This is a genomic window from Escherichia sp. E14V7 (assembly GCF_004212225.1).
In the GTDB taxonomy this organism is placed as follows: Bacteria; Pseudomonadota; Gammaproteobacteria; order Enterobacterales; family Enterobacteriaceae; genus Escherichia.
Genome location: NZ_RHJJ01000003.1, coordinates 104,462 through 125,995, shown reverse-complemented (window position 1 = coordinate 125,995; position 21,534 = coordinate 104,462). Strand labels below are relative to the sequence as shown.

Annotated in this window: 14 protein-coding genes; 4 read left to right on the top strand and 10 right to left on the bottom strand. The window is 53.1% G+C overall.

Annotation, left to right across the window (positions count from 1 at the left end; genetic code table 11):
- Positions 1–21: 21 nt before the first annotated feature.
- Positions 22–789, bottom strand: a complete 768-nt coding sequence (gene pdeH, locus D9741_RS04260; protein ID WP_130216302.1) for a cyclic-guanylate-specific phosphodiesterase — start codon at positions 787–789, stop codon at positions 22–24.
- A 232-nt stretch (positions 790–1,021) separates the two neighbouring features.
- Here pdeH and kdgK point away from each other — a divergent pair, with 232 nt between their 5' ends.
- Complete coding sequence (kdgK, locus tag D9741_RS04255) at positions 1,022–1,951, top strand: 2-dehydro-3-deoxygluconokinase (protein WP_130216300.1); 930 nt, start codon at positions 1,022–1,024, stop codon at positions 1,949–1,951.
- Positions 1,952–2,044: 93 nt separating this feature from the next.
- Here kdgK and D9741_RS04250 read toward each other — a convergent pair whose 3' ends face one another.
- From D9741_RS04250 to bcsR, 9 genes are all read right to left on the bottom strand, one after another.
- On the bottom strand, positions 2,045–3,541 hold the full coding sequence (locus D9741_RS04250) for a pitrilysin family protein (RefSeq protein ID WP_130216298.1): 1,497 nt from the start codon (positions 3,539–3,541) through the stop codon (positions 2,045–2,047).
- A 219-nt stretch (positions 3,542–3,760) separates the two neighbouring features.
- Positions 3,761–5,047 carry a C4-dicarboxylate transporter DctC gene (gene dctA, locus D9741_RS04245; protein ID WP_130216296.1) on the bottom strand — a complete coding sequence of 429 codons (1,287 nt, stop codon included), beginning with the start codon at positions 5,045–5,047 and terminating at the stop codon, positions 3,761–3,763.
- Positions 5,048–5,229: 182 nt separating this feature from the next.
- The gene (gene hmsP, locus D9741_RS04240) at positions 5,230–7,218 is read right to left on the bottom strand and encodes a biofilm formation regulator HmsP (protein WP_130210114.1); all 1,989 of its coding nucleotides are present in this window, start codon (positions 7,216–7,218) and stop codon (positions 5,230–5,232) included.
- An 82-nt stretch (positions 7,219–7,300) separates the two neighbouring features.
- Positions 7,301–10,774, bottom strand: a complete 3,474-nt coding sequence (gene bcsC / locus D9741_RS04235) for a cellulose synthase complex outer membrane protein BcsC (protein WP_130216294.1) — start codon at positions 10,772–10,774, stop codon at positions 7,301–7,303.
- Positions 10,756–11,862: a cellulose synthase complex periplasmic endoglucanase BcsZ gene (gene bcsZ / locus D9741_RS04230; RefSeq protein WP_130216318.1), complete on the bottom strand. Its 1,107-nt coding sequence runs from the start codon at positions 11,860–11,862 to the stop codon at positions 10,756–10,758. Before bcsZ ends, bcsC begins: the two co-directional genes overlap by 19 nt.
- A 6-nt stretch (positions 11,863–11,868) precedes the next feature.
- Positions 11,869–14,208: a cellulose biosynthesis cyclic di-GMP-binding regulatory protein BcsB gene (bcsB, locus tag D9741_RS04225; protein WP_130216292.1), complete on the bottom strand. Its 2,340-nt coding sequence runs from the start codon at positions 14,206–14,208 to the stop codon at positions 11,869–11,871.
- Between the two features lie 10 nt (positions 14,209–14,218).
- Complete coding sequence (bcsA, locus tag D9741_RS04220) at positions 14,219–16,837, bottom strand: UDP-forming cellulose synthase catalytic subunit (protein ID WP_130210108.1); 2,619 nt, start codon at positions 16,835–16,837, stop codon at positions 14,219–14,221.
- Positions 16,834–17,586: a cellulose biosynthesis protein BcsQ gene (gene bcsQ, locus D9741_RS04215; RefSeq protein WP_130216290.1), complete on the bottom strand. Its 753-nt coding sequence runs from the start codon at positions 17,584–17,586 to the stop codon at positions 16,834–16,836. The genes bcsA and bcsQ overlap by 4 nt, the downstream gene beginning before the upstream one ends.
- Positions 17,587–17,597: 11 nt before the next feature.
- On the bottom strand, positions 17,598–17,786 hold the full coding sequence (gene bcsR, locus D9741_RS04210) for a cellulose biosynthesis protein BcsR (protein ID WP_064527810.1): 189 nt from the start codon (positions 17,784–17,786) through the stop codon (positions 17,598–17,600).
- A gap of 273 nt (positions 17,787–18,059) precedes the next feature.
- Here bcsR and bcsE point away from each other — a divergent pair, with 273 nt between their 5' ends.
- The 3 genes from bcsE to bcsG are packed head-to-tail and all read left to right on the top strand — an operon-like array spanning position 18,060 to position 21,495.
- Positions 18,060–19,631, top strand: coding sequence for a cellulose biosynthesis c-di-GMP-binding protein BcsE (bcsE, locus tag D9741_RS04205; protein WP_130216288.1), 1,572 nt, complete (start codon positions 18,060–18,062; stop codon positions 19,629–19,631).
- Positions 19,628–19,819, top strand: coding sequence for a cellulose biosynthesis protein BcsF (gene bcsF / locus D9741_RS04200; RefSeq protein ID WP_130216286.1), 192 nt, complete (start codon positions 19,628–19,630; stop codon positions 19,817–19,819). Before bcsE ends, bcsF begins: the two co-directional genes overlap by 4 nt.
- Positions 19,816–21,495, top strand: coding sequence for a cellulose biosynthesis protein BcsG (bcsG, locus tag D9741_RS04195; RefSeq protein WP_130216284.1), 1,680 nt, complete (start codon positions 19,816–19,818; stop codon positions 21,493–21,495). The genes bcsF and bcsG overlap by 4 nt, the downstream gene beginning before the upstream one ends.
- Positions 21,496–21,534: the final 39 nt, after the last annotated feature.

Here is a 21,534-nt window from a genome sequence, read left to right as displayed (position 1 = left end):
GCCAGGCGGAAAATGAGGCGGCTACACCACCAGAGCCACCGTATCCAGCGTTTCTATCGGTGCCGGACGCGAAAGAAACCAGCCTTGTGCGGCGAATGCGGGGGAATTCTGCACATCGCACCACTCCTCCTGCGTTTCCACGCCCTCGACAATCACCCCGCGACAATAGCGATTCATTAGATGTAAAAGCTGCGAAAAGAGCGTGCGGCCTTCCGGCGACTGGCGCAGCATCACAAACAGTTCGCGAGCGATTTTAATGTAGTCATAACGGACTTCACTTAGCGCGGAGAAATTTGCCATCCCGGTGCCAAAATCATCAAGCCATAACGGGCCAAATTCACACATCGAGGCAAAGGTTGAATCTTTCGGCAGGCGGATATGTTCTACCAGTTCAAAACGCAGCCAGGGAAGGCGGTCAATCTGACGCAAAATTTCCGGCTGCTGACGTAGGGCGAGAAGTGTCGGACCATCGATATTAACCGATGCCAGCAGGCCATGCTCAACAAAGAACACGGCTTTTTGCGCCAGCAAATCAATCTGTTCTTTCACCACATCCATACGATGTCTGATGGTGATTTCAGCAAAATAACGATCCGGCGGCAGTCGTTGCGAAGGATCATCGGGATGAGTAACGACCGTTAATAGCTCTACGGCCATCAACCGACCGGATGTCTGGTAAATCGGTTGCCAGGTGTAAGCACGTTCACACTGCAACCAAAAGCGTCGTTCCTGCAAGCTTTCGATACTTGCTTCAGGATGGCTTATTCGCTGAATAACCTGCCTTATCATCGAAGATGTCCTGTGTTTAAAAGTGATGCTGCCCGGACTCGACAAATGTTATCGGCGCGCAACGCCAGAACTTTACCGCCCGAAGCGGCTAAATTTGCCCGTCCTGCGGCGAAATCTTCCAGGAATACGTTCTGGCTCAAAAAAATAATGGAACAGTGTTTTAATATAGTTGACCAACAAACCACCACAGCGCAAACTAACGCTAATTTTTTTACAGATCAGGTTCACGACTATGTCCAAAAAGATTGCCGTGATTGGCGAATGCATGATTGAGCTTTCCGAGAAAGGCGCAGACGTTAAGCGCGGTTTCGGCGGCGATACCCTGAACACCTCCGTCTACATCGCCCGTCAGGTCGATTCTGCGGCATTAACCGTTCATTACGTGACGGCGCTGGGAACGGACAGTTTTAGTCAGCAGATGTTGGACGCCTGGCACGGCGAGAACGTTGATACTTCCCTGACCCAACGGATGGAAAACCGCCTGCCGGGCCTTTACTACATTGAAACCGATGACACTGGCGAACGTACGTTCTACTACTGGCGTAACGAAGCCGCGGCCAAATTCTGGCTGGAAAGCGAGCAGTCAGCGGCGATTTGCGCAGAGCTGGCGAAATTCGATTATCTCTACCTTAGCGGGATTAGCCTGGCGATTTTAAGCCCAACCAGCCGCGAAAAACTGCTTTCCCTGCTGCGCGAATGCCGCGCCAATGGCGGAAAAGTGATTTTCGACAATAACTACCGTCCGCGCCTATGGGCCAGCAAAGAAGAGACGCAGCAGGTGTATCAGCAAATGCTGGAATGCACGGATATCGCCTTCCTGACGCTGGACGACGAAGACGCGCTGTGGGGTCAACAACCGGTGGAAGACGTCATTGCGCGCACCCATAACGCAGGCGTGAAAGAAGTAGTGGTGAAACGCGGGGCAGATTCTTGCCTGGTGTCCATTGCAGGTGAAGCGTTAGTTGATGTTCCGGCGGTGAAACTGCCGAAAGAAAAAGTGATCGATACCACCGCAGCTGGCGACTCTTTCAGCGCCGGTTATCTGGCGGTACGTCTGACAGGCGGTAGTGCGGAAGATGCCGCGAAACGTGGGCATTTGACTGCAAGTACCGTTATTCAGTATCGCGGCGCGATTATCCCGCGTGAGGCGATGCCAGCGTAAAAGCAGCATATGCAAGGCTGGATAAAGTGTTACTCCTCTATCCAGCTCTTCCATAAATACCTGATGGTTGTGCTAACTCATCACCATCAGGCATTACTGCGCGGGTGGAATGTCCGAAACTTCAGGATGGACGTCATCCGTGGCAACAGATGTGGCGGCAGCCGCAGTCGATGGGGCCATGATTTGATCCCAGGCCGCCTGCAACGCTTTCATGTTAAATTCCGGCTCGCCTTTCGGCTGCAGCAGTATTAACGCCATATCATTCGACAACTGCTGGCGCAGATCCTGATTTAACATCTCCACCGTCAGGCTGTTAAGGAAATCCTGGCGCAGTTTCTGATATTGCTCCGGCGCGATATCGACGACCTGGTTTTGCAACGAACGCATCCGCTGGCCCATCAGAATATCGGTATCAGCTCGCGCATAGGCAGCAAACAATTTCTGCAACTCCAGTTTCTTTTGCGCAACCAGAGCGTTGAACTCTTCTTCCGGCAGACCTTTATCACGAACTTTCGCCAGCTCACGCGCCACCAGATTAAGGTTGCTGTTCAGCTTGTCGTTTGGTGACTCGATGTTGATGGCACACTGCGCACGCAGATACAGCACACGGCAGTCAAATCCAAGACCAATGTCTTTACTGTTACTGGCGCTTAATGCTTGCTGAACGTGCCAGAACAGCGCCTCACGGGCCAGGTCCGCACGCCAGTAGCGCAGCAGTGCGGCTGATTCACGAATCGGCTGCCACGGCGTATCCCACATGATGGATAACCGGTCCTGGCGTACCGCATCGGTCATAATACTCACCGCTTCCGCACGCAGAGGAGAAAGCGTCGGCACCGGAGCCGGTGTTTCACGTTTGCCTTTCAGTTCGCCAAACGTTTTGTTGATTTGGTCTACAACCGAGCGCGCATCAACGTTCCCCACCACCAGCAGCGTCATTGCATCCGGGGTGTACCATTTCTGGTAGAAATCTTTAATCTTTTCCGCTTCAACGGGTTGTTTCAGCGGATCGGCAGGATCGTGACCTAACAAGGTTGATCCTTTCAGACGATAGCGCCACCAGCCTTCTTTGGTGTCGGCAGGCCAGGTTGCCACCATGTCCTGACTTTGCAGCGCATGGTTGATGGTTTCTGGCGTGATAGTCAGTTTGCCACTGGCATTTGCCAGATAAGAGAGCGCCTCTTTCAGCAAGTCGTTGCGGTTATTTGGCAGACTAAGATTAAACAGCGTGGTGTCGTAAGAGACGATCACCGGCGGCATCGGGCGCTTAGGGTCGATCCCCTGTTGCCACAGTGAACGTGCCTGTGCCGCTTCAAGGCCACCGCTTTGCGTCAGCGCGATGCGGGGAATGGCATGACTATAACCGCTCTGTTGGGTACTTTCGGCGAGCGAACCGGTATTAACCAGCAGGCGAATTTCAACACGATCGCTGGGACGCTGGGGCGTGGTCAGCACTTGCCACTGTAAACCGTTGGAGAGCGTCCCCTGTTGCCATGCTGGATCAGGCTGGAGCGCATCTGCCTGCACATAGCCAGCAGTGGCCATCATCAGCAAACCGCCCGCTAAAAGTCGAATTTTTGTGCCCTGCATGTGAACCCCTGATCAACTATCCTGGTAATAAAAAACTGCCCGTTGTCGGCCAGTCTAAATGACATTGAAAACACTTCGTGTTAGACCGCAAGAATATAAAAATGTCACGGAAGAAGTGAAATAAACCTGAACTCACCCAGGTGGTAAGTTCAGGCACAGGGGGCAATTATGCGCAAACACCCGCACTCGGGGAAGGGAGTGCGGGCATAAGTGGTGAGATTAAGAGGATAATTCGTGCGTTTTGCCTTCCGGCGCACGATTATTCAGCACATCATCCAGTTTTTTGTGGTCCAGTTCTTTAACCCACTTAGCGACCACGATGGTTGCTACACCGTTACCGACCAGGTTAGTCAGCGCACGAGCTTCCGACATGAAGCGGTCAATACCGAGGATCAGCGCCAGACCCGCCACCGGCAAATGGCCTACGGCAGAAAGTGTCGCCGCCAGCACGATAAAGCCGCTGCCCGTTACCCCTGCCGCCCCTTTAGAAGAAAGCAGCAACACGATTAACAGCGTGATTTGGTGGACGATATCCATCTGACTGTTAGTGGCCTGGGCGATAAATACCGCCGCCATTGTCAGGTATATCGATGTGCCATCAAGGTTAAACGAGTAGCCTGTCGGGATGACCAACCCCACCACCGATTTCCGGCAGCCGAGTTTTTCCATCTTGTCGAGCATACGTGGCAGCGCCGATTCGGAAGACGATGTTCCCAACACAATCAGCAGTTCTTCACGAATGTAGCGGATAAATTTGAAGATACTGAAACCGGTCGCTTTAGCGATTGAACCCAGTACCAGCACCACAAACAGGATACAGGTGATGTAGAAGCAGATAATCAGCTGCCCCAGCTGCACCAGTGTTCCGACGCCGTATTTACCGATGGTAAATGCCATCGCCCCGAACGCCCCAATCGGTGCCAGGCGCATGATCATATTGATGATGCCGAAGATGACCTGCGAGAAACTTTCGATAACGTTAAAAATCAGCTGGCCTTTGCTGCCCAGACGATGCAGCGCAAAACCAAACAGTACGGCAAACAGCAGCACCTGCAGGATGTTACCGCTGGCAAACGCGCCAATGACGCTCGCCGGGATGACATCCATAATGAAGGCGACAATGCCCTGGTCTTTCGCCTGCGCGGCGTAAACGGCTACCGCTTTCGCATCCAGACTCGCCGGATCGACGTTCATTCCAGCACCTGGCTGTACAACGTTAACGATAATAAGACCAATAATCAGCGCGATGGTACTGACTATCTCAAAGTAAAGCAGTGCGACTGCGCCGGTACGACCGACCGCCTTCATGCTTTCCATGCCCGCAATGCCAGTGACGACGGTACAAAAGATGACGGGAGCGATGATCATCTTAATGAGCTTAACGAACCCGTCGCCAAGCGGTTTCATTTGCTCGCCTATTTCAGGGTAGAAATGGCCAAGGAGAATACCAATGGCTATCGCTGTCAGGACCTGAAAGTAAAGGCTTTTAAACAGAGAGGTTTTCATAGGGTGTCCTTTAGTAAAACCACAGGTCTTGTAAGGTTATGGGGTACCTGCGGCCTTAAAATAACACCCAGACAACATCACAGAAATGTACCTGGATCATAATTGAAACAAAAATGTTAAAAAGTTTGAGCTAGCTCGCACAAACCAGCACTTTTTAAAGTTTTGTAATCAGTTTGGGGTAGCTACTTTTCTTCCAGGTAACTCTCTTCGAAGATTTCAATGGGAAGTGGACGTGCAAAAAGGAAGCCCTGGGCAATTCCAACGCCCGCCTTTGCCAACCAGTCACGTTGTGCTTCTGTCTCCACGCCTTCAGCAATGATTTGCAGATTCAGGCTTTTCGCCAACATGATAATCGCGGCAATCATGCTGCTATCTTCCGGCAAACCATCAATGAACATTTTGTCGATTTTCAAAACGTCCACCGGGAGAGATTTCATATGCTGCAACTGACGCAACCCTGAATAGCCCATACCGAAATCATCCAGCGCCACCTGTACTCCGGCGTTGCGCAGCGGACGAAGGATTGCCACCGCCGCGTGAGGGTCATCAATGCGTCGGCTTTCTGTCACTTCCAGAATCAGCGTTCCTGGCTGAACACGATAGCGCGTTAGCAGTTCCAGCATATCCGCCACCATATTCGGGTGCATCAGTTGCAGAGCTGAGATGTTCACCGATAATGGCAGCATAATGCCGCGCTCCTGCCAGGCGGCAAGCAGTCGGCATGACTCTTCCAGCACCCAGTGACCGACGGTAACCATCAGTCCACAAGACTCAATACGATCAATTAACCCATCCGGTAGGTCCCAACTCCCATCCGGTTGCTGGATACGCAATAACACTTCCGCGCTGACTAACTTGCCGCTGGTCATCTCAACTTGTGGTTGTAGCCAAATCGCAAATTGATGATTTTCAAGCGCATTAAGGATATCGCTCTCTTCCGTCAGTCGCTGTTGAGCGGCTTCCATCTGCTGCGGATCATAGAACTGAATCTGATTCTTCCCTTTATGACGCGCGGTAAACGCCGCAGAAATAGCACGACCATAAAGTTGTTCGGCGGTGATATCGCCATAGAACATCGCCACGCCGATGTTACAGTGTGGGCGCAGTTGAATGCGATCAATCGGCAAACGCTCACTCATGATAGTGAGTACTTGCTGACCTAAAGTAATCGCGTGCCACGGTTCCTGCACACCGTTGGCGATAACAGCGAAGTCATAGCCACTGACCTGCGCGAGAACCATGCGCGGCGACAGCACCGACTTGAGTTTTTCCACCAGCGTAAGTAGCAGGATTTCCCGCTGCGCCTCTTTCAGCACACCGGCGGTGTCGCGCAGGGTTTCGCAGGTGATAATCATCAGCGCAGTCGTCTGTTTACGCGTCACCACCTGTTCCAGCATCTCCATCAGCAGGGCTTTGTTTGGCAAGTCCGACACCGGGAAGCGCATCGCGTTTTCGATCTGCTCTTCATAATGGCGCTGCAACAGTTGCTGGTTAAGGTTATAACTGCGCACCAGCATGCCTATTTCATCGTCCTGATGCAGACGCGGTAGCGCCAGCTGATGGCCGATAATCTCTTGCGGTGGAATGGCGTTCAGCTCACGAGCAATATTGCGTAAAGGATGTAATATCAGTCGGTTAATACACCAGCTAATCGCCACTGTCAGGATGAGCGACAAAAGTAAGTAAATGGTCACTAACGTTGAGAGCGTACTCATCACGAACTTATACATGCGGAAGGAATCCGCCTGTAACACCAGATAGGCAATCGGTTGTGGGTTTGCCGGGCGCTCCAGCGAGTAGACGCCCAGCGAGATTTGCACCGGTAGTTCGAGCAGTCGGGTAACCATTACCGGCACCGGGCGTTCAGGAATAAAACTTTTACGCAGCGCCTGGAACTGGTTAGGCAGCACCACATCTGCGCGGCTGACCACGCCCGCAGGTTTGATGCTGGAGAGAATGGCCTCCGCCTGGGGAATATCCCCTTTGAGGATGGCTGAGGACAAGGGTTCGCGGACAGAACGAGCAATGCTTTCCAGTTGCGTAGCCGTGTTATAGCGATTCTGCTGTACCAGGTGGAACAGCAAAACGGTGCAAAAAACAAAGACAAACACCAGGACAACGGCCGCCACCATTGCCATCTGCTTGATTGTTAACGAACGACTAACGCGCAAATTATCTCTCCCCCGGAAATCCCAGACTGCCGCCCGAGTATACCCGATCGCAGCGGCATTAAGAGAGGCGCTATCTGAAAACTTACCAGTCGGCGTAAGGTATCAGCGGCTGTGGCGGTAAATCCATATCGCCCTGCCATCCGGCGGCAGAATACCGTACGTAGAGCAGGAAATGGCTTGGCGCATAATCTTTCGCCTGTTGGATATCAATCGCCGTGCCGACAAACCAGTTGGATGTGACGCGTCGTTCAAGTAACGCTCGCGCCGTATAGCCAAAGCCCTGGCTGCTACCGCCACCATTGGTCTGGTCAGCGGCGTCGTCTTTCCAGTCATTCGGAATCAGGTTCATCAGCGGATAACGCGGCATGGTTTTAGTGCGCGAGTGCGACCATGAGCCAGACGCCCCCAGCTCCCATGACCAGTTTTCCGTGCGCTCACGCCACATCACCGGTACGGCAAACGACAGATACTCCTGCGGGCTGTAGTAGCCGCCCTGCCCAAGTGAGTACCCACTCAGGTCTTTGTCGTAATGCCAGATCATGTTGTTCAGGCCGATAGTGACGCGACGATTATTCTGGTTGATGACTTTATAGTAATAGCCCGTCATCCAGCGCACGCGCCAGTTATCTTCGACATTTTTGCCGGTTAACTGGTCACCGCTAAGTGATGCCCAGACGCCGTTTGCCTCGCCTTTATCATAGCTCAGACTTAACCCCACACCATCGGCACGTACGCCGCCCCATTTTTTCCCGGTATTGCTCGGAGAGTCTTTCTGTCCGCCGAAGGCAAGTAATGAACTGGAAATAGGTCGGCGATGGGCGTTAACGGTGTAACCAAGCGGCCCGATATCATCGCTGTAACTGACGCCGCCGACTACGTCCACGACGTTGAAGCCCATCGGCGTGGTGCCAATATCCCAACTCCAGACGTCATTTCGCCAGCCGACTGCCACGCTTGCGCCAGAATCCGACTGGCTGCGATTACCACTACAGTCCTGCAACGTACAGGTACCCCAGTTGTTATCCCATTTGCCCTCAGCATCGGCGGAAAAACTGCCGACATTCATATTGACGAAATCGCTGCGGAAGAACATTCGCCCGTCCGCATATGGCGCATCTACCTGCAACATGGTGGTGTGCGCTTTCAGATCGGAGTATCCGCCAGTGCCGCTCGATCCCCAGTAATCGTGCTCCAGGGTGACGTTAAGATCCTGCTGACGATAGAGGTCCGCCGCATCGCTACGTACGCCGCGTTTCAGCCAGTCATCTTTCTCGTCGTTGCGGGTCAGTCGGGTAAAGGTGTCGTTATCCTGCGGACGCGTCGTGGTCACACCGGATGCGACCATCGCGTCTTTGTAGGTTTCCAGCGCCTGCTTTGGATCGCCCGCCTGTGCTTCAAACTTCGCACCATCGCGCAGTACCATCGCGCTTTCCATCGACGGCGGCTGAGATTTTGCCTGCGGGATCAGCTTGTTAAATGTCTGCTGCGCCGCTGCGGTATCGCCAAGCTGCGCCTGCGCCAGCGCCACGCGCCGCTGAGTGTTCAGAGAGGCGTTATCGGTGGCGGGCAGTTTCGCCAGCTGGCTACGTGCCGCCGCGTTGTCACCGGCAGCGATATCCACTTCCGTCAGACCCAGGATGGCGTCGGCGTTAGTTGGCTCGCGCGTCAAAACGTTCTGATAAGCCGCGCGGGCGGCGGTGTAATCGCGCCGTTGCTGCGCCCAGTCGGCCAGGGTGAGATCAATGCGTGTGGAAGGTGGTTGCTGACGCAGCATCGCTTCCGCTTCGGCTTCTTTGCTGCTTTCACGCAGGCGATTGGCTGTTTCCAGCACCTGATCGCTTTGCAGCCGGTTCACCAGTTCATGAATATTGCTGTTCCACTGCGCGCGCGGCAGGCTGTTGATATGCGCCAGTGCCGCCCGGTCCTGATCATGACCGGAGAGATACAGCCCGTAGGCGTAAACCTGCTCCGGGTCGTTCGGCTTCTGCTGCGCCAGATTGCGCATCAGAGTATCTGCCTGGCTGCGTTGTCCGGCCTGCCAGAGATCCTGCGAAAGTCGGTAAGTAATCCACACACTGCCGGGGTCCAGTGCCAGTCGCTGGCGCTGAAGTGCTGCTGCCTGCGCCCATTTGCCCTGTTTTTCCAGCGCTTCGGCCTGCTGTGACAAACGGTCGTTTTGCAGACTGCGTTCGATGTCATCAACGCTGCGCCGCTGGCTGGCAGAGAGCGAGGCAATAAATGCTTCAGCCTTTTCCGGCGATTGCTGGCGATAAAGATTCGCCAGACCGCGCACGGCGTTGGTGTTGCCGCTGTCCATCCGTAGCGTCTGCTGATAATAACGTTCGGCGGCGGGGTAATCTTTGCGCGCCATCGCCACATCGCCCAGCCCCAGCACCGCATAGCTGTCAGTATTATCTACATTGCGCGCCTGCTGGAATAACCGTTCCGCTTGATCAGGATTGTTTGCTTTAAGCGCGGCATCGCCCTGTTGGATCGCCAGCCAATAACGGTTCACTTTCAGCAGGCTGTTCCATTTGTCGTTGTTGCTGCTGTGCGGGTCCAGCGCGAGGGCTTTCTCCAGATTCACCACCGCATTGGCACGATCGCCTTTCTGGGAATACGCCTGGCCCAGCGCCCCCAGCGCTTCACTGTCTTTCGGGTTAGCACGCACCGCCAGTTGCAACTCGGGGATAGCTTTACCCGCCATGCCTGAATCCACCGCCGCTAAACCTTGCGCACGAGCGCGGAAAGCAGGATCGGCCAGTTGTTTTTGTTGTTCTGCCAGTTGCGATTGTGCAGCAGCCACGTTGTCGCCATCGCTAAATATTGAGAGATATTTTTTCAGCGCCTGCACGCTGGCATCGCTGACAGGCATGTCTTTAATCTGCCCGTACCAGATTTTAGAGGCACCATCACGACCGGCGTTAGATTTCGCCATCTGCTCCAGCACCGCAAAACCTTCGTCACGGCGATCGCTGCTAAACAGCAATAGCGCCAGATTGTTTTGCAGGCCCGTGTTGCCCGGCGTATCCGCATTGATGCGTTTTAGCTGATTAATCGCTTCGCCACGGCGAGCCGGAATTTTCGCCACGGTACTCCAGTACTCGACGGCAATGTCACCTTCCGGCGGCGCCCCGTTGAACAGTTTGTTGTAACCTGCCACGGCTTCTTCCGCATGCCCGGTGGTGGCCTGCAATCGTGCCTGTTGCAGTGCCTGGCGACCATCCGGCGTGGAAAGTAACATCGTGGTCTGCGACGATTTGTAAGCGTTTGAACTCGGCGCTAATTGCGACAATCGGTCGAGTTGTTTTTGCGCCCCATCAACATCACCCTGCCGTAACAGAGAGCGAAAACGGGCAGCAACGACGTCCGGGTTATTCGGATCAATAAGTTCCAGACGATACAGCGACTGCTGCACCAGGTCTTCGCGGTGAGTCGCTTCGCCAACTCGTACCTGCTCCAGTAACTGTTGCTGGGCGGTTGGCGCCGCCTCGACCATCGGCATCACAGCCAGACCGAGGGAAAGTGTGAGGATGTTTAGTGTGAATTTGCGCATTCCTGGCCCCAGTCAGGCAATAACTCACCTTTTGTCGAGAAGCGGAAACGGTGTTGATCCCAGCCTTGTCCGAACAGGGTCAGCACATAATTGTAATAGGCATCGCTGCCAGGAAAGTTATCTGCCACACGCTGGCGCTGTACAGCCTGCGCGTCACGGTCCTGAAGAAACGGCAACATAGCCGCAGAAAAACCTACCGGCCCTTGCCCCTGCGCTTTACCCGTAGCGACATCAACTTTCTCCGGCGGATAGCCGTTCTTCTCAGTAAATGTCGCCATCGGTTTAAAACGCGCTAACAGCCGTGCTTTTTGCGGATCAGTATCTGGCATCATGCCGACCCACATATAAACGCGAATGGCGTCATAGCTGCTGATCAGCGTTTTTTCAGCTTTCAGCTGCCAGCCTTTATCTTTTTCATAACGCACCCAGTCAGGCGAAAAACCTTTCGGTGCAGTTTCCAGCAGCAAACGTTGATTCGTTTCGCGCAACGTAGTCCAGGGCGCGCCAAAGCGGGTGAAATACTGTGCCAGCATCGGTGGTAGATAACTCGGGTTCAAACGCCAGGAGTTATTCTCGGCAAAGCCGACTTTTCCCGGTAACAGCATCGAACCCAGCCCCGGCACCGTCACCACTTCCTCTTGCGCAATGCGTTTTAACAATGCGCTGCCGATGTCGGTATAACGTTGCTCTTTCCACAATCGCCCCGCCTCAAGCAACGACCAGGCCATCCAGATATCACCATCAGAGGCCGAATTGCTGTCCAGCACTTCCCACTTACTGTTCTCTTTTTTGCCCCACAGCCAGGCAGGCAAATGTTCGTTTAAGGCCCCCTGAGCAAGATTGTTCTGGGTCCAGTCAAGTAGGTTGTCAAATGTCGCACGATCATTAGCCGCCAGGGCAAAGAACATGCCGTAGCTTTGCCCTTCAGAGGTGGTAATTTTGCGTGCGTCACTGGGGTCAATGACGCGCCCTTCCTGACTGATGTAATCCTTTTTGAACTGCTCCCAGGCAGGCCAGTTGCAAGCTGCCTGAACACTGAAGGCAGCCAACAGCAGCATCGTCACGATCCCACTACGCAAAACTTTCATCATCGATTACTCATTATCCGGATTAAGACGACGACGGCTGATGATGCGCAGCAGACGCCACAGTACCCAGGCCAGCAGCACCACGCTGATTGCCGCCAGTATCGCCAGCAGAATCGGATGGTTCGCCAGTGCGTACCATAAACGTTCAAACCACGGCAGATGACCGACGTAATAGACGTCGCCAACGCGCAGGCTGTTAACACCGGACTCGCGAATCACCGCTACGGAACCAAACATAGTGGCGCGTTTACCGCTGTCGTTCACCGCATCGTTGAGCATCTCGTAACCGCGTGGACTATCCGCCAGTAACGCAATCACACTGCGCTGGTCGTTATACGGTGACTGGAAGCCAATCACCGCCGCCATCGCACCGGAAGAGGTCAGCGTGGACTGAGTTTCTGCTGCGCGGTCGTTTTCGTCAGGTACAATGCCGGGGAACGGAGTCTGGCGCATCGGCGTTTTCACCCAACTTTCGGTAGCCTGCACCAGCAAATCGATCTGCTTGTCATCTTTTAACTTGTCCGGGATACCGCCAATTATCATGATATCGGCGTCTTTCCCCTGAATGGTGCTGCCATCATCGGTCACCGTCAGGTTGATCGCCGGGAAGCCCGTCTGTGCACCAATAAAGCCCACGGTATTAAGCAGTGTTTCCATCTGTGCTTCGTTTGGTGTTTTTGGCATCACGGTAATGGTTTGCGACAAATCCGCCATCCGGCTGAACGGGAAGCCCGCATTAGCAAACGCGCGCAGATCCGGCATCGGGATGAAGTGGTAATACTTTGAGAAATCAATAGTTGAGTCATCGCCAATCACGACGTGATTCTGCACCGGCTGGAAGGTAATGCAGTTATCCACCGAACCGCCCGGCATTGGGTTCATATACTCAAAATCGAAACGCAACTGGTTGGTCGCCCCCAGTTTCAGCGCCGGAATGGAGACATCAGTTTTACCATCCAGCAAACCTTGCAACACCGGGATCCGCAGCAGCAGGCGGTTCGCCTCCTGTTTACTGCTCAGGTTGAAAGATTGCAGGAACTGGTTGTTCAGGCTGATATCCATCCGCGAGCTGTCTTTCACCGGCGGCATGGTGTAGCGATAGTTGATATCCATATCGATACCGGTGCTGCGCATCAGGTAGAGATCTGGCGGCAAGTTCAGCGAGATATTAATCGCTGCCGGCTCAAGCCCGCTGGACTGTAACTGTTCTTCATAGGTTTTCAGCTCACCAAAGGTGACCGGACGATCGGTTCGCACCCAGTTTGGCGCATCGTACGGTTTACGCGGTAGCAGCGGTTTCACTTCATTCACTACCACGCTTTCACCACGGAACAGAATGTTACCCTGAGCGATACCTTTCGCTGCCTGCAACAGGTCTTTGTCGTCACGACCAAACACCACCAGCAGTTTGACGTAAGGATTCTCCGGATGGTTGATCATCTCAATCACCGGGGCTTTTACTGCCGGATGATCGCGCAGGAAGTCCGGTCGCTTGTCATTGGTCGCAAAGACAATCGCATTGCGGTCCGGAAGCTGATTATAGAGTACCGGGAAGTTCTGTCCGCGCCAGCCAGAACGAGAACCAAACCACGACGCAACAATCGCCGAAGCCTGTTGCAGACCAACATCCGGCGCACCAGCAAAAACTATCGGCAACGTATTGGCTCGGTTATCCCTCGGGTCGAAAAACGGAATCGGGAAGTGCGACAGATCATTTTTCACATTCAGTGATTGATATGTCAGATCCAGTCCGCTACTGCGTCCAACATCCAGCCAGAGCGTTGTGCTGGCCGGGTTTTCACAGACATCCTGATAATGACCAACAAACTCCAGCCGCACGCGGTTGAAGTCGGTGATAAACAGCGGATTAATCGGCATTTGCGCCAACGTCTTTTTACCCAACTGCTCTTTGGTCACTGGCAGCACGCCCATCAACTCATCGTTCAGATAGACTTTCAACTGTGACTGTATCGGCAGCAGTGATGGCGACGGCGTATATTCAAGGTTAAGCATCGCCTTCGTCACCACTTCATCACTGCGCATACCAAACTCTATGCTGCCGTTCGGGTTAATGCCACGCAGTACCATGCTGCCCGGCGGCGGCGCGATTTGCGCAAAGGTCAGCTTCACATCGCGCGAAGGACCGTTCTGCGCCACGACTGGCGCATCCGCGCCCTGCACGCCTGGCATCACCTGTCCGACCCGCGGATTTTGCTCCGCCTGGGCGGGTACAGCTGGCTCAGCATTGATCAGTGGTTGCGTCGTCGGTGTCGCCTGCGTCATGAAAGAGGGGAACGCACTCATCCCCATAGCCACTGCACAAATCCAGAATAGTTTTCTTTTCATCGCGTTATCATCATTGTTGAGCCAAAGCCTGATCCGATGGTTGTACCGTTTCGCTCCGCTCCGGGCGACGCGGAATGAACGAAACAACCCAGGAAACCAGAGAAGTCAGCACACGGAAAATGCCCTTCACCGAAGAAGGCGCAAACTCCGCCAGATGGCGGTAGCCACGGAAGCCGAGCTTCAGAATATCCAGCAGACTTTCCAGCGGCTTATCTTCCGGGTAGCTGTCCTGCCAGAGCGCCCATGTATCCGCACGGGCAAACGTACACTGCACAAAATCGATATGTTGCTGGGTAGTGAGCGGCATCAATTGCAGCCCCACTTCGTTACCCATCACGCGCGCAACCTGAGTCGGGAAGGCATACTCTTGCTGACCGCGTTTGAGCAGCAGATTCACTTTCTGTCCTTCCAGAATCTGCGCCTGACCGTTGATCTTGATCCCCAGGCCGCCGTCAGAGAAGTCCTGAACGGTGCAGGAGAAAAGATGCCCATCTTCCCGGGCAATCGCCGCTGGCATGGTCATCTCAACACGGTGTGAACGACGTACCTGCTTGCTTTCTACCGATACCGCTACTGCGCCGCCGAGAATAATCAGGTTGTAGAACACCCAAACCATACTAACGACCACGGTGAGCATTTCAGTCGGCGGGCCATAGAAGTAACGCCAGATGCCGACAGCAACACCGACCAGGTTGAGTAATACGAGGAAGATGTACGGTCGCGAGATCACCCAGTCGACGTATTCTTCCTCCACCAGACCACCTTTGGCGGTGACGTTAAATTTGCCTTTGTGCGGGTTAATCAGCGCCACCAGCGTCGGCGGGGCGATATACCAGGCGAGCACCGTCTCGTAGATTTCGCTCCAGAAGGAGTGGCGATATTTACCCTGAATCTTCGAGTTGGTCAGGCTGGCGTGAATCATATGCGGCAGCACAAACAGGGCGATCATCAACGCAGGCGCATAAATGATGTAGGCGTGCAGCAGCAGAAACGCCAGCGGCGCGGTCAGGAAGATCAGCCGTGGAATCCCCGACAAGAAGTGGAACATAGCGTTGACGTAGCACAGCCGTTGGGCGAATTTCAGCCCTTTACCGGTAAGCGGGTTATCAAGACGGAAGATTTGCACCATCCCGCGCGCCCAACGGATACGCTGCCCAATGTGCGCCGAAAGGCTTTCAGTCGCCAGCCCCGCCGCCTGGGGAATACGCATATAAGCGGAAGTGTAGCCACGACGGTGTAAACGCAGAGAAGTATGCGCATCTTCAGTCACGGTTTCGACCGCGATGCCGCCAATCTCGTCCAACGGCTTACGACGAATCACCGCACAGGAACCGCAGAAGAAAGTGGCATCCCACATGTCATTACCGTCCTGCACCAGACCGTAGAACAGCGTGCCTTCGTTCGGCGTTTTACGAAAACGCCCCAGGTTGCGTTCGAACGGATCTGGTGAGAAGAAGTGGTGAGGCGTCTGCATCATCGCCAACTGCTTTTCTTTCAGGAACCAGCCCATGGTCATTTGCAGGAACGAGCGTGTGGGAACGTGGTCGCAGTCGAAAATCGACACGAACTCGCCTTTGGCATATTTCAGTGCATTATTGATGTTGCCTGCTTTCGCATGTTCATGCGTCGTTCGGGCGATATATTTCACCCCAACGTTTTGCGCAAACTGGCGAAACTCTTCCCTGCCGCCGTCATCAAGGATCCAGATGTTGAGTTTGTCTTTCGGCCAGTCGATACCCAGCGAAGCATAAATGGTGTTTTTCACCACGCTGAGATCTTCGTTGTAGGTCGGTACAAAGATATCCACCGACGGCCATTGCGACATGTCTTTCGGCAGCGGTACTGGCTGACGATTCAGTGGCCATACCACCTGGAAGTAGCCGAGCACCAGCACAATCCACGCATAAGTTTCCGCAAATAGCAGGATTAAGCCACATACCAGGCTGACCGGATCATCCCAGTTCAACGTCGAGGTATATCGCCACCAGATATAGCGACACGAGACAGTCAGCGACAGCACAATCAACATCAACGCCGAGAAGCGCCCTGGCATACGCCGCACCATTAGCGCCACGCCCCACAGCAACATCAGGAAGATAAATTGCGACAACGGGTTAAAAGGCTGAGTGACGCAAATTAGCGCCAGAATCAGCGAGAAAGTCACAATGACGCCAAGAATAAAACGCCGTGCTCCGGCGCTCAGATGGCCCAGTTCTTTTTTCTCATCAAGATGTTGCGTGTTCTGGCTGACACGCTCTGGCAGTTTGTCCATCCATTGATGGTAACGCCCACGGATATTCTGCAAGCCAGAAAATGCCCGCCAGCGTGGTTTTGGCGTCTCTCTGCGTGAAGCGCCGATCAACAACCAGCAAGTCTGAATGACATAGCGGACCGGATCCAACGGGCGCGGACGCGAAGCGTTGATATGTGGGTAAAGATTTTTATGTTCTGCGCGAATACGCTGCCAGCGCGGGTGTTCAAGCGGAATGAACACCCAGGCCAGGATTAGCCAAAAACAGCCAAGCGTCGCGCTGAAAGCCGATGCGCCGTGACGACGATAATCCCGATAACGCCCGATAAGACGCGCGTTGACCGGCGGGATAAGCAACCACCGGGTCAAGATACTCATGACGCGCTCCCGACTGGCTTTTTCAGACCGGAATAGTTCAACAGGCACCAGTTTGCCAGCGTCAGAACTTCCTCCGCCGCCAGCGCATCACTGCGGTATTCACCTAACGGCTGTTTCGCCGCCAGGCATTCAGCCATTGCTTCATCGCGATGAATCAACATTGGCAGTAACCGGCGCTGGCTTTGCAACCACAACTGGTAAATATCTTCCTGAACCTGGCTGCCAATGCGGAAATCATTAATCAATATATGCGCGCCAGCAGGCAGTGCTTGCTGATGCAGCCGAATATGGCAGTTAGCATCCACTTTAACGATTGCCAGCGAGTGATCGCACAGGCTTAGGATTTGATGCGTTATCTGCGAGGCGTCGCGCGGTAAGTCGATCAAAATCCATTGATAACGCCCACTGGCCTGCAGCTGCTGCAAGCCTTCGCAAATTGCACTCAACTGAGTTTGCCAGTGCTGGGGATTCTCTTGCTCTTCAATGGTTAACTGACCAAAAGGCAGCAGATCGAGCTGCGAGGTATAGCGCATCCCGGCATCTCGCCAGTCCTGACCATCCAGCATGGCTCTGGCCCAGCCCTGACGATGGGTAAAATCAACGTTGAACGACAAGCGCAACAAATTGTCCGGGCAGGCATCAACCACCAGGACATTTTCTCCCAACATTTGCAATGCCCAGGCCAACGCGGCGGTGATGGTTGTTGTACCCACACCTCCCCGCACCCCCTGTAATCCCAGTACGGCCATTCACTACTCCCCTACTTCTGTTGCGCAAACTCAGCCAACAATGGCCAGCGTTTTAACGCCGCTGCTAACTGCTCACGCTGAGAAATATCGGCATAATCGATATCAGGCAGTGAAAACGCCTGCTTTAACGCCAAAATATCATTCTGAAAGATATAGCCTATCGCGGGATCAGGCAGAGTATCCTGTTCGTTGTTATTCATTATGCTTAATCTCGATAAAATATACCCGCCACGCATCAGTCAATTCTAATCGACAGAATTTTGCCCGTATAATGCCAGACGGCAATACGTAATCCGTTCATTTTTTAACTTTCATGTACGCAACTAACGAAAGTAAAAAACGAAAAGACTGATATCATAAGGCTTCCAGCCTGCTAAATTGATTCACATGCTAAATCTGATAAGTTTTAATTTCAATGGTAGGTTTATTTCTTAGCTTTCGCTAGTAAACTGATAATCAGACAAAATGGTGACTTGAGGGACGTTGTGGACCCTGTATTCTCTATCGGTATCTCATCTTTGTGGGATGAGTTGCGGCATATGCCAGCAGGCGGCGTCTGGTGGTTTAACGTCGATCGTCAAGAAGATGCTATCAGCCTTGTGAATCAAACGATGGCTTCTGAAGCTGAAACCGCGAAAGTCGCGGTCATTAGCATGGATAACGATCCCGAAAAAACCTTCAAATTAGATGATTCTCACGGACCGGAAAAAATAAAATTATTTTCAATGCTAAATCATGAAAAGGGGCTATACTATTTGCCCCGTGATTTACAATGTTCTATTGATCCCGAAAATTATCTTTTCATTCTTGTTTGTGCCAATAATGCATGGCAAAACATTCCAACTGAGCGGCTTCGTTCATGGCTGGATAAAATGAACAAGTGGAGCAGATTATACCATTGCTCACTGCTGGTAATTAATCCAGGAAATAATAACGATAAACAATTTTCATTGTTGCTGGAGGAATACCGCTCACTTTTTGGGCTTGCCAGTTTGCGTTTTCAGGGCGATCAACATCTGCTGGATATCGCCTTCTGGTGCAACGAAAAAGGGGTTAGCGCCCGTCAGCAACTCATCGTTCAGCAGCAAGAGGGTATCTGGACGTTAGTTCAGCGTGAAGAAGCGGAGATCCAACCACGCAGCGATGAAAAACGCATTCTTAGCAATATTGCTGTGCTGGAAGGCGCCCCCCCGTTATCAGAACACTGGCAACTGTTCGACAACAACGAAACTCTGTTCAATGAAGCCCGGACTGCACAGGCTGCAACCGTCGTTTTCTCTTTACAGCAAAATGGGCAAATTGAACCACTGGCCCGCAGCATTCATACCCTGCGTCGCCAGCGTGGTAGTGCGATGAAGATCCTCGTGCGGGAAAATACCGCCAGCCTGCGCGCCACGGATGAACGCCTGCTACTGGCCTGTGGCGCTAACATGGTTATTCCCTGGAACGCCCCGCTCTCCCGCTGTCTGACGATGATTGAAAGCGTGCAAGGGCAGAAGTTCAGCCGCTATGTTCCGGAAGATATCTCGACCTTGCTGTCAATGACCCAACCGCTGAAGCTGCGCGGTTTTCAAAAGTGGGATGTGTTCTGTGAGGCGGTCAATAACATGATGAATAACACGTTGTTGCCTGCTCATGGTAAAGGCGTGCTGGTCGCTTTACGCCCAGTACCGGGCATCCGCGTTGAGCAAGCCCTGACGCTGTGCCGTCCAAATCGCACTGGCGACATTATGACCGTTGGTGGAAATCGACTGGTCCTGTTCCTCTCATTCTGCAGGATCAACGATCTGGATACTGCGTTGAATCACATTTTCCCGTTACCTACTGGCGACATTTTCTCTAACCGCATGGTCTGGTTTGAAGATGACCAAATCAGCGCTGAACTGGTGCAAATGCGTTTACTTGCCCCGGAACAATGGGGGGTGCCACTGCCTTTAACTCAGGCCTCCATGCCGGTAATCAATGCCGAGCATGATGGGCGTAACTGGCGACGAATACCGGAACCGCTGCGACTGTTGAGTGATCCTGTGGAGCATTCATCATGATGACCATCAGCGATATCATTGAAATCATTGTCGTTTGTGCGCTTGTTTTTTTCCCGCTGGGCTATCTGGCGCGCCATTCCCTACGGCGCATTCGTGACACCCTGCGTTTGTTATTTGCGAAACCTCGTTATGTAAAACCGGCCGGTACGTTACGCCGTGCAGAAAAAGCCAGGGCTACCAAAAAATGACTCAATTTACCCAAAATACCGCTATGCCTTCTTCACTCTGGCAATACTGGCGCGGCCTTTCTGGCTGGAACTTTTATTTTCTGGTTAAGTTCGGCCTGTTGTGGGCGGGCTACCTTAACTTCCATCCGCTACTCAATCTGGTATTTGCCGCGTTCCTGCTGATGCCGATTCCGCGCTACAGCCTGCATCGCCTGCGCCACTGGATCGCCCTGCCAATCGGCTTTGCCCTCTTCTGGCATGATACCTGGCTACCTGGCCCGGAAAGTATTATGAGCCAGGGGTCACAAGTGGCAGGCTTTAGTCCCGATTATTTAATCGATCTGGTCACGCGCTTTATTAACTGGCAGATGATTGGTGCTGTCTTTGTTTTGTTAGTGGCCTGGTTATTCTTGTCGCAATGGATTCGCATCACCGTTTTTGTGGTCGCCATTCTGGTATGGCTGAACGTACTTACGCTGGCTGGTCCAAGTTTCTCCCTGTGGCCAGCCGGTCAACCGACCACCACGGTAACAACGACGGGCGGTAACGCTGCGGCAACAGTCGCGGCAACCGACGGCACGCCAGTAGTTGGAGATATGCCAGCGCAAACTGCACCACCGACAACCGCAAACCTCAATGCCTGGCTGAATAATTTCTATAACGCCGAGGCGAAACGTAAATCGACCTTCCCATCCGCGCTGCCAGCGGATGCGCAGCCATTTGAGCTTCTGGTGATTAATATCTGTTCGCTTTCATGGTCGGATATTGAAGCTGCCGGATTAATGTCACATCCGTTGTGGTCGCATTTTGATATTGAGTTCAAGAATTTCAACTCTGCAACCTCATACAGCGGTCCGGCGGCGATTCGTCTGCTGCGCGCCAGTTGCGGTCAGCCATCGCACACCAATCTGTATCAACCAGCAAATAATGACTGCTATCTGTTCGATAACTTGTCAAAACTGGGCTTTACCCAGCACCTGATGATGGGACATAACGGCCAGTTTGGCGGCTTCCTGAAAGAAGTTCGCGAAAACGGCGGTATGCAGACCGAATTGATGGATCAAACAAATCTTCCCGTCATTTTGCTGGGCTTTGATGGTTCGCCGGTTTATGACGATACTGCCGTGCTTAACCGCTGGCTGGACGTTACCGAAAAAGATAAAAACAGCCGTAGCGCCACGTTCTACAACACGCTTCCACTGCATGACGGCAACCATTATCCGGGCGTCAGCAAAACAGCGGATTACAAAGCGCGAGCGCAGAAGTTCTTTGATGAACTGGACGCCTTCTTTACTGAACTGGAGAAATCGGGTCGTAAAGTGATGGTCGTCGTAGTACCGGAACACGGTGGCGCGTTGAAAGGTGACAGAATGCAAGTTTCTGGTTTGCGTGATATCCCCAGCCCGGCAATCACTGATGTACCGGTTGGCGTGAAATTCTTCGGTATGAAAACACCACATCAGGGCGCGCCAATTGTCATCGACCAACCAAGCAGCTTCCTGGCAATCTCTGATCTGGTGGTTCGCGTTCTCGATGGCAAGATTTTCACCGAAGACAATGTTGACTGGAAAAAACTCACTAGTGGATTACCACAGACTGCGCCTGTTTCCGAGAACTCGAATGCGGTGGTCATTCAATATCAAAATAAACCGTATGTTCGCCTGAACGGTGGCGACTGGGTGCCTTATCCGCAGTAATTACGAAAAAGGCCGCAGAGTTCCCCCCTGCGGCCTGAT

Bases quoted from the DNA above. Each gene is read 5' to 3' on its own strand.
- bcsB (WP_130216292.1), bottom strand. From the start codon at position 14,208: ATGAAAAGAAAACTATTCTGGATTTGTGCAGTGGCTATGGGGATGAGT.
- bcsC (WP_130216294.1), bottom strand. From the start codon at position 10,774: ATGCGCAAATTCACACTAAACATCCTCACACTTTCCCTCGGTCTGGCT.
- bcsF (WP_130216286.1), top strand. From the start codon at position 19,628: ATGATGACCATCAGCGATATCATTGAAATCATTGTCGTTTGTGCGCTT.
- kdgK (WP_130216300.1), top strand. From the start codon at position 1,022: ATGTCCAAAAAGATTGCCGTGATTGGCGAATGCATGATTGAGCTTTCC.
- bcsG (WP_130216284.1), top strand. From the start codon at position 19,816: ATGACTCAATTTACCCAAAATACCGCTATGCCTTCTTCACTCTGGCAA.
- bcsQ (WP_130216290.1), bottom strand. From the start codon at position 17,586: ATGGCCGTACTGGGATTACAGGGGGTGCGGGGAGGTGTGGGTACAACA.
- bcsA (WP_130210108.1), bottom strand. From the start codon at position 16,837: ATGAGTATCTTGACCCGGTGGTTGCTTATCCCGCCGGTCAACGCGCGT.
- dctA (WP_130216296.1), bottom strand. From the start codon at position 5,047: ATGAAAACCTCTCTGTTTAAAAGCCTTTACTTTCAGGTCCTGACAGCG.
- bcsR (WP_064527810.1), bottom strand. From the start codon at position 17,786: ATGAATAACAACGAACAGGATACTCTGCCTGATCCCGCGATAGGCTAT.
- D9741_RS04250 (WP_130216298.1), bottom strand. From the start codon at position 3,541: ATGCAGGGCACAAAAATTCGACTTTTAGCGGGCGGTTTGCTGATGATG.
- bcsZ (WP_130216318.1), bottom strand. From the start codon at position 11,862: ATGAAAGTTTTGCGTAGTGGGATCGTGACGATGCTGCTGTTGGCTGCC.
- pdeH (WP_130216302.1), bottom strand. From the start codon at position 789: ATGATAAGGCAGGTTATTCAGCGAATAAGCCATCCTGAAGCAAGTATC.